The organism is Zunongwangia endophytica (assembly GCF_030409505.1).
GTDB lineage: Bacteria > Bacteroidota > Bacteroidia > Flavobacteriales > Flavobacteriaceae > Zunongwangia > Zunongwangia endophytica.
Window position 1 is genome coordinate 4,305,338 of record NZ_JAUFPZ010000002.1, and the last position, 9,908, is coordinate 4,315,245.

8 protein-coding genes are annotated in these 9,908 nt (G+C 33.8%); 3 read left to right on the forward strand and 5 right to left on the reverse strand.

The window, feature by feature from the left end:
* Positions 1–35: 35 nt before the first annotated feature.
* The 4 genes from QWY91_RS18945 to QWY91_RS18960 all read right to left on the reverse strand — a co-directional run bounded on the left by QWY91_RS18945 (position 36) and on the right by QWY91_RS18960 (position 4,444).
* Entirely contained in the window at positions 36–2,165 is a 2,130-nt protein-coding gene (locus tag QWY91_RS18945; protein ID WP_290230526.1) for a M56 family metallopeptidase, read from the reverse strand.
* 17 nt (positions 2,166–2,182) lie between these two features.
* Complete coding sequence (locus QWY91_RS18950) at positions 2,183–2,533, reverse strand: hypothetical protein (protein WP_290230528.1); 351 nt, start codon at positions 2,531–2,533, stop codon at positions 2,183–2,185.
* 470 nt (positions 2,534–3,003) lie between these two features.
* Complete coding sequence (locus tag QWY91_RS18955; RefSeq protein WP_290230530.1) at positions 3,004–3,369, reverse strand: BlaI/MecI/CopY family transcriptional regulator; 366 nt, start codon at positions 3,367–3,369, stop codon at positions 3,004–3,006.
* A gap of 79 nt (positions 3,370–3,448) precedes the next feature.
* A complete protein-coding gene (locus tag QWY91_RS18960; RefSeq protein ID WP_290230531.1) occupies positions 3,449–4,444 on the reverse strand; it encodes a carboxypeptidase-like regulatory domain-containing protein in 996 nt (331 codons plus the stop codon).
* A 112-nt stretch (positions 4,445–4,556) separates the two neighbouring features.
* Between QWY91_RS18960 and QWY91_RS18965 the strand changes: the two genes are divergently transcribed.
* Entirely contained in the window at positions 4,557–5,504 is a 948-nt protein-coding gene (locus tag QWY91_RS18965) for a calcium/sodium antiporter (protein ID WP_290230533.1), read from the forward strand.
* 245 nt (positions 5,505–5,749) lie between these two features.
* Here QWY91_RS18965 and QWY91_RS18970 read toward each other — a convergent pair whose 3' ends face one another.
* On the reverse strand, positions 5,750–6,760 hold the full coding sequence (locus QWY91_RS18970; RefSeq protein ID WP_290230535.1) for a glutamine synthetase beta-grasp domain-containing protein: 1,011 nt from the start codon (positions 6,758–6,760) through the stop codon (positions 5,750–5,752).
* 224 nt (positions 6,761–6,984) lie between these two features.
* Between QWY91_RS18970 and QWY91_RS18975 the strand changes: the two genes are divergently transcribed.
* Positions 6,985–9,171 (forward strand): glutamine synthetase III family protein, encoded by a 2,187-nt coding sequence (locus tag QWY91_RS18975; RefSeq protein WP_290230537.1) that lies wholly within the window; start codon positions 6,985–6,987, stop codon positions 9,169–9,171.
* Between the two features lie 192 nt (positions 9,172–9,363).
* Positions 9,364–9,908, forward strand: a 545-nt coding sequence (locus QWY91_RS18980) for an AIR synthase related protein (RefSeq protein WP_290237042.1), incomplete at its 3' end; no start/stop codon positions are given.

Genomic DNA, 9,908 nt, shown 5'->3' on the forward strand with positions numbered 1-9,908 from the left:
ATATTCAGTAAAAAAGAAGCTGTTTTTTAGAATTTTTATTTCTTTTTAGGTTTCTCACTCGTAATCTTGAAATCGTCTTTTTCAGTATCCATTATCATATAAAACTCATCAATCGAATCACTACTGGAAGCGCTATACGTCACATTCCAAAAAGAAGCACCTTTATGTCTGGCTTTGATTTTTACATTAGTAAGAATTCCTGAATCATCACGCTTCAATTTTTTAATATTAATTTCAATATCATAGGTCTCTTGGATAGCTTTGATGATATTCTGAATGGCGGCATCTGTTTCATTAGGATGAATAGTATATACGAAAGTTGTTGATTTTTGAGGTAATTTACCTTTAAAGGTTTTAGTGTAAACTTCAATAACACCATTAACTGCACGATCATTTTTATACTTTTCTGAGGCTTTTTTATCTTTCAAAACATTAATAAAAATGATATCATTTGGCTTGATGTTTTCAAGAGTTTTTTGCTCTTCAACTTTTCCGTTAATAACCAATAATGGTTTTCCATCAATTAAGTGATTATTTCTTAAGATTATAATATGGCTAGAATCTGCTTGTTTTTGATTTTTTATAATCAGTGAATTATCCTGAACTTTTGTGGTATAGAGTTTAACACCGTATTTAGAAACTCGGCTTCCGTAAAGAGCCCTAGCTTTCTTACCTTCAAGATAAGTGATGTTTTCTATGTCATTTTTCTCAATATCATTAAGAAAAGCATTGCTCTTCTGTGGAACTCCATTCAGAATATAAAGAGTATCATTTAAAATATTAGAAGAAGTAGTCGCTACTTTACCTTTGCCATTAATCGTACTACGCTCTTTATCTTTCGAACTTTCTTCAACCGTCTTCTCAGTACTTTTTTCTTTATTTAGAGTAATAATAGAAGGTGTTTTCTTATCTAAGAATTTCAAAAACTTAAGTTGGATTGCTTCCTGTTTTTTATCTATATCTTTTAAATAGGTTTGAAAATCTTCAATAAATTCGGTTTTAGAAAGTTTAACTACGCCATCTTTTCCTTTTTCACCAAATTGTTTTACTGCAGTTTCGGGTGCTATCACTTGGATAGATTTATAAACTATAGTTTTACCTTCAAGTTCATCTCTTTTATAATTTTGGTTGTCCAAAATATATAAGGCATTTTCACCTAAATCCTCAAGTGAAATTGATCGTTTTGGTGATTTGTAAGTGTTATTTTTTTCAGTTTCAGTATAACTTCCAATTCCCGTGATTTCAGGATTATCTACGGTATCAGTATACTGAGATCTATTTCCCTTTGAAGAGTTGAGCACTACACTTTCTTTCTTTAAATTGAAACTATAAAGGAATAGGCATAAAAATGGAATTACTAAAATAGTCTTCCACGAGGTGTTTTTCTTTTTCGATTTGTTAAGCATAATAATACGTTTTTTGATGAATGATTGATAAAACTGATTAGTCATGGCCGGCTGCATACCAACACTTGCCATAACTAGCGCTTTTTGGTATTCTTTTTTGCTGGCTATTGTAGCTACTGCATCTTGATCGGCTAGAAATTCTAAGTTTTGGACGATAACTTTTTTGTATAACCAGATAAACGGATTAAACCAAAATACCACACAGAGTATAGAAATGAAGATCACATCCAAAGAATGCCACTGTCTTGCATGGATTTGCTCATGCTTCAGGATTAATTTTAGGTCTTTTTGTTGATGTTTTTTAGGATTGTAAACGATATTATTAAAGAATGAAAAGGGTTTAATATCCTTAGTCGTTCTCACCAATTTTAAATTCTTGTATTTTTTTAAGAATCCAGAATTAATAACCTTCTTTAGGCTGTAGATCTGAAAAGCAAATCGTAAGCTCATTACTGAAACACCAAATAAGTAAACATAAAAACCAATTTGCCACCAATCTGTTGGTTCTTCGATTACCGTGTTTTCCTGCTGAAAATCGCCATTCATAACAGTATATGGTATCTCGGTGGACGGCAATTCTATGTATTCTTGCTGAGTGAGATAAATAAGTGGTAAAACTAAAGAAGTCGCCAAACCTACTAAAAGAAACTTACGGTTTTGCATAAAACTTGTTTCCTGTTTCAGCAAAATAAAGTAAGCCAAATAGAAAATAGCAATTAAAGCTGAAGATTTTAAAAGATGGAAAATTAATTCTTGCATGCTTACTGGTTTATATTTTATTTATCTTCTGTCTTGTAAATACCGGCGTTAAGATCTTTTGATAATTCAAATCGAAAATTGCTGCTGGTTCTTAAAATAATTTTCTGATTCTTAAAGCTTAAAAGGTTAGGGCGTTTGTCTTTATAAGCCTGATTTTCTAAAGTAGCACCAATTTTAAAATTAGTCTCATCGGGAAATTTTCTACTAATAGTATAGCTATCTAATTGACCATTAAGATAAGAGATTTCTGAGATCTTTATAATAACCGAGTCTCTATAAAATTGGTTAAATAATTTTACCCGGTTTTGCAGCTCTTTTTTACTAATATCATTTTCAAAATAGAAAGAATATTGGGACGATTGTTCCATAGTTTCGATTTCATCGACATTGCAACTGTAAAACATTATGCTAAGAAGAGGAAGCAGAAAACTTAGTTTTAGAGATCGTAATCTAGCGAATGTATGTTGATTAATCATGATAGTTCGGTTTCTTGATTGATGAGTAATAAAACTGGAAATTCTAACGTCTTAAATGGCTTAGAAAATAATTGATATTGGTGATTTTTGATTTTCTTTTCTGCAACTTTAATTTTTGATTTCAGGATGAAGAAATGCTTGATCTTTTTTATTTCTGAAATGATTTCTGCAGAAGCAATAAGCCACTTCAACTGAAATAGCTTAACACAGCATCGTATTAGAAACCCAAAACTTATAAGTAGATATATTGATAAAAGAAATTCAGTATAATTTATAGAATTTTTGAGAAGCAGTTCATATCTGGCAAAAAATAACGCCAGGATTAGAAAATGTTTCAATATGTAAATCCAAAATTGCACGTTTTATTGCTTCTCTTTATTTTCAATAATTTCTAGAATTTCTCTCAATTCTTCAGCACTAATTTTTTCTTCTTTAGCAAAAAAGGAAACCATGCTTTTATAACTATTGTCAAAAAAACGTTTAGTAGCGATATTCATAAACTGTTTCCTATACGCTTCTTTGGTAATAATTGGATAATATTGATGCGTTTTACCGTAGGCTTTATAAGAAACATATTTTTTTTCTTCAAGATTTCTTACGATGGTAGAAACCGTATTATAATGAAGTTTTTGTTCTTTAATATGCGGGATAATTTCTTTAACGAAAGCTTCCTCGAGCTTCCATATAATCCGCATAATTTCTTCTTCTTTATTCGTTAACTTTTCCATGTCGATGTCTATCTTCAGATATGTAGATGATAAATATAACGAAAAAAATAGTTTTCAAACTAAAAAAGTAGTAATTATTTTAAAGCGCGTAATTTAGTGGTAAGGATAAGGACATTCTCGCCTGTCCCATTGCGCCAGAAATATTGAAAGCTCGAGTAGGAGTGAAGTTTCCAAATTTGTCAATATAAAACGGACTTTTATATATAAGACCAGATTGCTGGTTTTTATGCAGTATGCTAATCGTGTCTTTTGTCATTGCCACTTTTGTAAATTGATCTGCCTGCTGAATATCGAAATACTTATATTGTGGTACTTCAAATCTCTCGTAGAAAATTCTAAAATCATCTTGAGCAAGGTTTCTCTTTGATAGGGAGCGCATAAACTGAAGCAAGGATCCTTCAAAAGCTTCCTCACGATTTTTTAAATGGCGTCTTCTTGGTTTCTCATTTTGTTCTTTATAAAAGCTGCTTCCTTCATAAAAGGTGTATTCAATCAAATAAAGACCAGAACTTCCTGTACTAAATTTGATAGTAAAATCTATAAGCTCATATTCTATAAAATAGCCCAGATGATTATTTTTAATTATTAGCGGTTCTTTCGCATACGCAATGAGTTCGTTTTGTGAAGGGGTATATTTAAGTTTAATCGCATCTTCATTCAATATTTTACATTTTAACGCAGCAGTTGTATGCCCCAAAAATTCTCTGCGGAAGTAATTAAGTTTTCTTTTGCGAGACCAGGGATCGGTTTCCAGGACTACCGTGCCCAGCTCATCCATACTTTCTTCAAGAAAAACAATTGGATAATTTTTATCCTTGAAAACTGAAATATTAGGTACTGTCCTTGTTTTAAATCCGATGGATCTAAAAATTAATGGTGAAATGTTAGAAGATGAATTCTCGATTTTGAAGTAACCTTTCGTATTGCTAACAGTACCAAGACTGGTACCGTCAAAATAAATTGAAACCGACTGAACAGCTGTTGAATCTTTTGCATTTAGAACTCTTCCAGTATACACTTCCTGAGCCTGAATATGAAATGAAAATAAAATAGCTAAGAGTAAAAGTCGTTTCATAAATTAAATATAACGGTTTTTTTAGTTTTTAAACTATATGTGTAGTTTTTAATTCAGTATTTCATTAATAGAATAGCTTTAAAGTTTAAGTTATATTAGCACAAAAAAGTGTATGGATATTGTTTACATACTAATTGGTTTAGTGTTATTAGTGGTAGGTGGTGAGTTTTTAGTAAGATCATCTGTCGCTCTTTCTTTTAAGATGAATATCTCTCGTATGGTCATTGGGCTAACGGTAGTTTCTTTTGCGACATCAGCACCAGAATTATTAGTGAGCTTGCAGGCAGCGATGGAAGGATTTTCAGATATTTCTTTAGGGAATATTATCGGCTCTAATATTGCTAATATTGGTTTGGTTTTAGGGATCACAGCGCTTATTTCTCCCATTGCGGTAGATAGTGACTTCTATAAGTTTAATTGGCCGGTGATGATGATCTTTTCATTTGCATTATTTTTCTTCTTACTTAATGGGGAAGATATAGACCGGTTAGAAGGTGGAGCTTTAGTACTTGGACTACTAATTTATCTACTTTTCTTGATTATTCGTAGTAGAAAGGTAAAGGAAAATGTAGTAGAAGAGGTAGATGAAAGCCTAGAAGGCACTTCCTGGTTTAAGATTATTATCTGGTTAGTAATTGGCGGAGCGGCCTTGTATGGAGGATCAGAATTATTAGTAGATGGATCGGTTGCGTTGGCGAGAGACTTAGGCGTTAGTGAAAGAATTATTTCTGTAACAATGATCGCTATAGGTACCAGTATTCCCGAGCTTGCTGCATCGGTAATAGCAGCCTTAAAGAAAGAGAAAGCCCTATCTTTTGGTAATTTGATAGGTTCCAATATTTTTAATATAGCTTCAGTATTAGGTATAACTGCTTTAATTAAACCGATCGTGATGCAATCTCAGGAAGTTTTGAGCAATGATATTTATTGGATGATTGCCTTTTCTTTCATACTAGTTCCCATGGCTTTTATTCCGAAGAAATTTCTATTTGGAAGAGTTAAAGGCCTAGTTATTCTAACCGGATATTCGGTATTTCTTTATATCACTATTTTTAGGTAACAGCTTTTGATAATAGAAAATAGAGCATGAGACGCCATAAATTAGTCGTCTGAATCACCAATCTTGATTCTTATTTGGTGATCTGATTGCAGATTTTAGTACTTCTGTTTCAATTTTTGGCCTTTATTGAAAAATTGTTTCAAACAGCCTAATTTCAGTATTTAATAAAATTAGTGCAATAAAAAAGGCGTTTCTGAAAGAAACGCCTAATCTAAGATTATTACAATCTAGCCTAAATCTGTTATTTATTCTGCATTTTTAACCGTCTTAATAATACGGCTTGCAATTTTATAAGGATCACCATTAGAAGATGGCCTTCTATCTTCTAACCATCCTTTCCATCCGCGCTCTACAGTTGCGATTGGAATACGGATTGATGCTCCACGATCAGAAATTCCGTAGCTAAAGTCGTGGATAGAAGCAGTTTCGTGCTTACCAGTTAAACGCATGTGGTTATCTGCACCGTAAACGTCGATGTGTTCTTTTACAACTGGACGGAAAGCTTCACAAATTTTCTCGTAAGTTTCACGGTTTCCAGCATTTCTTAAAGTTGAGTTAGAGAAGTTGGCGTGCATACCACTACCATTCCAATCTAAATCGCCTAATGGTTTTGGATGAAGATCAATTGCAATTCCGTATTGCTCACCTATTCTTTCTAACAAATATCTTGCAACCCAAATCTCGTCACCAGCAGCTGCAGCTCCTTTAGCGAAAATTTGATATTCCCACTGTCCGGCAGCAACCTCACCATTAATACCTTCTACGTTTAATCCAGCTTCAAGGCAAACATCTAAATGCTCCTCAACGATAGATCTACCATAGGCATTGTTTGCACCTACAGAACAGTAATAAGGTCCTTGTGGTCGTGGATATCCATTAGCTGGGAAACCTAAAGGTTTACCTGTTTCAGTATCAATAAGGAAGTATTCTTGTTCAAATCCAAACCAGAAATCATCATCCTCATCGTCTATAGTAGCTCTTCCATTAGTTTCGTGAGGTGTACTATCTGAATTAAGTACTTCGCACATTACTAAGAATCCATTTTTACGTTGTGGATCTGGACATATAAATACTGGCTTTAATAAACAGTCAGAAGCATTTCCTTCAGCTTGTCCTGTAGAAGAACCATCAAAAGACCATACCTCACAATCTTCTAACTTTCCTGAAAAATCAGTTACTACTTTTGTTTTACCACGTAACTTCTGAGTTGGCTTACTACCATCAAGCCATATATACTCCAACTTTGATTTGGTCATAATCTAATTCGTTTTTTTATAAAATTGAACGTCTAAGGTTAACAAAAATATAATTTTTTGAATAAAATGTATATTTTTTTAGGGTGCATTTATTGAGAATTTTCAATTTGTAAATAATACCCCCTAATTTTTAGGGGGTAAACATTATTTAATGTTTTTCAAGGTGTTGTAGTGAGAAATATTTAAATTTGATCGTAATATTTTATTAATCATAATAGCTTAACATGTCAACACTTAGATTTAAGGCAATAGAAGAAACCTTTAACCGAAAATCTGTAAATATCGAAGAGCCAGGAAGGCGCTCAGCGATTTTTGGAAGTAATGTCTTTAATGAGTCGGTTATGAAGCAGTATTTAACCAAAGAAGCATATAATAATGTGATGGATGCTGTGAAGACCGGAGCGAAAATTAACCGAACAGTAGCCGATCATATTTCTGCTGGAATGAAAGAATGGTCTATTAATAAGGGAGTTACTCATTATACGCACTGGTTTCAGCCTTTAACAGGAGCAACAGCTGAAAAGCATGATGCATTTTTTGAAACTATAGGTGATGGACTAGCGATAGAAAAATTTGGCGGAGGATCTTTGGTTCAGCAAGAGCCAGATGCTTCCAGTTTTCCAAACGGTGGAATTAGAAATACCTTTGAAGCTCGAGGATATACCGCATGGGATCCTACTTCACCGGCATTTATTTGGGGAACAACTTTATGTATTCCAACAGTTTTTGTTTCGTATACGGGCGAGGCTTTAGACTATAAAACACCACTTCTTAGAGCTTTACAAGCAGTAGACCAGGCGGCAACAGATGTTGCAAAATATTTCGATAAAAATGTTTCTAAGGTGAATGCTACTTTAGGTTGGGAGCAGGAATATTTTCTTGTAGATTCAGCTTTAGCAGCGACTCGACCAGATATTCAATTAGCAGGTCGTACACTTTTAGGACATTCTCCAGCAAAAGGGCAGCAATTAGACGATCATTATTTTGGATCTATTCCATCACGTGTCTTAGCCTATATGAGAGATTTGGAGATCGAGTGTATGCGTTTAGGAATTCCGGTGAAAACCAGACATAACGAAGTTGCTCCAAATCAATTTGAGTTAGCACCAATTTTTGAGGAAGCTAACCTTGCGGTAGATCATAATTCATTAATTATGGATGTGATGAATAAGATTGCCGAGCGTCACCATTTTGTGGTGTTAATGCACGAAAAACCATTTGCCGGAATAAACGGAAGTGGAAAACACAATAACTGGTCTTTAGGAACTGATACGGGCATTAATCTTTTATCTCCCGGTAAAACTCCTATGAAGAATCTTCAGTTTTTAACCTTCTTCATTAATACGATCAAAGCAGTTTGCGATAATGAAGAATTATTAAGAGCTTCTATTGCAAGTGCATCTAACGATCACCGTTTAGGAGCGAACGAAGCACCACCAGCAATTATTTCAGTATTTATTGGTAGTCAGTTAACGGCTGTCTTGGATGAGTTGGAAAAAGTAACTTCCGGGAAATTATCTCCGCAGGAAAAAACAGAATTGAAACTAAATGTTGTAGGGAAAATTCCAGAAATTCTTTTAGATAACACCGATCGTAACCGTACTTCTTCTTTCGCATTTACAGGTAATAAATTTGAATTTAGAGCCGTAGGATCTACTGCCAACTGTGCAAATCCTATGACAGTACTTAATGCGATAATGGCTAAGCAGTTAAAAGACTTTAAAGTTGAGGTTGATAAGCTGATTAAGGATAAGAAAATGAAGAAAGACGATGCTATCTTCAATGTTCTTAGAGAGTATATCAAGAAAAGTAAAAAGATTAGATTTGAAGGTGATGGTTACGGAGAAGCTTGGGAAAAAGAGGCTGAAAAACGTGGCTTAAGCAATAATAAAAACACTCCAGAAGCATTAAAAGCTCAAATTTCTAAAAAAGCGATTAAGCTTTATGAAGAATTAGGAGTGATGAATACTGTAGAAGTTGAAGCTCGCCACGAAATCGAATTGGAAGAATACGCAATGCGCATCCAGATCGAAGGCAGAGTGCTAGGTGATATTGCAAGAAATCATGTAATCCCAACCGCAATTAGATACCAAAATGTTTTGATTAAAAACGTTACTGGTTTAAAAAGTATCTACGGCGAAGATTTTAAAAAGTACGCTGAAGAACAATTAGACTTGGTTGAAAAAGTTTCTAACCATATCGCAGTAATTAACAGTAAAGTGAGCGCTATGATCGAAGCTCGAAAAGTAGCGAACAAATACGAAGATATTCAGAAGAAAGCAGAATCTTATTGTCACGAAGTAAAACCGTTTTTTGATGAAATTCGCTACCATTGCGATAAATTAGAATTACTGGTTGATAATGAAATCTGGCCACTTACTAAATATAGAGAGTTGTTATTTACTCGATAATCGAGAATAAAAATATAAGGCTTGCCTTGCAATAAGTATCTAGCAAAAGTCTCATGGGATCGCCTATAGGTGGTTTACTAGATAGGATTAGATAACTTAATCATAAAAGCTCTGCGAAACGCAGGGCTTTTTCTTTTTATAAACTTCTTAAAGAATTTAAAACTGATTATCTTTGACGTCTAAACCAAATTCATGAGTCAGGACGTAAGTAAAAGGTATAGTCAGCGTGGTGTTTCAGCAGGTAAAGAAGATGTGCACAACGCGATTAAAAATGTAGATAAAGGACTTTTTCCTAAAGCATTTTGTAAAATAGTTCCCGATTACCTAACTGGTGATGAAGATTACTGCGTAATTATGCACGCCGACGGAGCAGGTACAAAATCTTCACTAGCTTACATGTACTGGAAAGAAACCGGAGATCTTTCGGTTTGGAAAGGTATTGCACAAGATGCCTTGATCATGAATATTGACGACTTACTTTGTGTTGGTGCAACTAATAAAATCTTACTTTCTTCTACAATTGGTAGAAATAAAAGTTTGGTTCCGGGAGAAGTAATTTCAGCAATTATTAACGGAACTGAAGAATTGATTGCCGATCTTAAAGAATTTGGTGTAGAAATTCATTCTACCGGTGGGGAAACTGCAGATGTTGGAGATTTGGTAAGAACTATTATTGTAGATTCTACGGTAACTGCTAGAATGAAGCGCAGTGAAGTAATCGACAATAAAAAATTGAA

Excerpts from the sequence above, each read along its gene's own strand:
- QWY91_RS18945 (WP_290230526.1), bottom strand. The coding sequence starts at position 2,165 with ATGCAAGAATTAATTTTCCATCTTTTAAAATCTTCAGCTTTAATTGCT.
- QWY91_RS18950 (WP_290230528.1), bottom strand. The coding sequence starts at position 2,533 with ATGGAACAATCGTCCCAATATTCTTTCTATTTTGAAAATGATATTAGT.
- QWY91_RS18955 (WP_290230530.1), bottom strand. The coding sequence starts at position 3,369 with ATGGAAAAGTTAACGAATAAAGAAGAAGAAATTATGCGGATTATATGG.
- QWY91_RS18960 (WP_290230531.1), bottom strand. The coding sequence starts at position 4,444 with ATGAAACGACTTTTACTCTTAGCTATTTTATTTTCATTTCATATTCAG.
- QWY91_RS18965 (WP_290230533.1), top strand. The coding sequence starts at position 4,557 with ATGGATATTGTTTACATACTAATTGGTTTAGTGTTATTAGTGGTAGGT.
- QWY91_RS18970 (WP_290230535.1), bottom strand. The coding sequence starts at position 6,760 with ATGACCAAATCAAAGTTGGAGTATATATGGCTTGATGGTAGTAAGCCA.
- QWY91_RS18975 (WP_290230537.1), top strand. The coding sequence starts at position 6,985 with ATGTCAACACTTAGATTTAAGGCAATAGAAGAAACCTTTAACCGAAAA.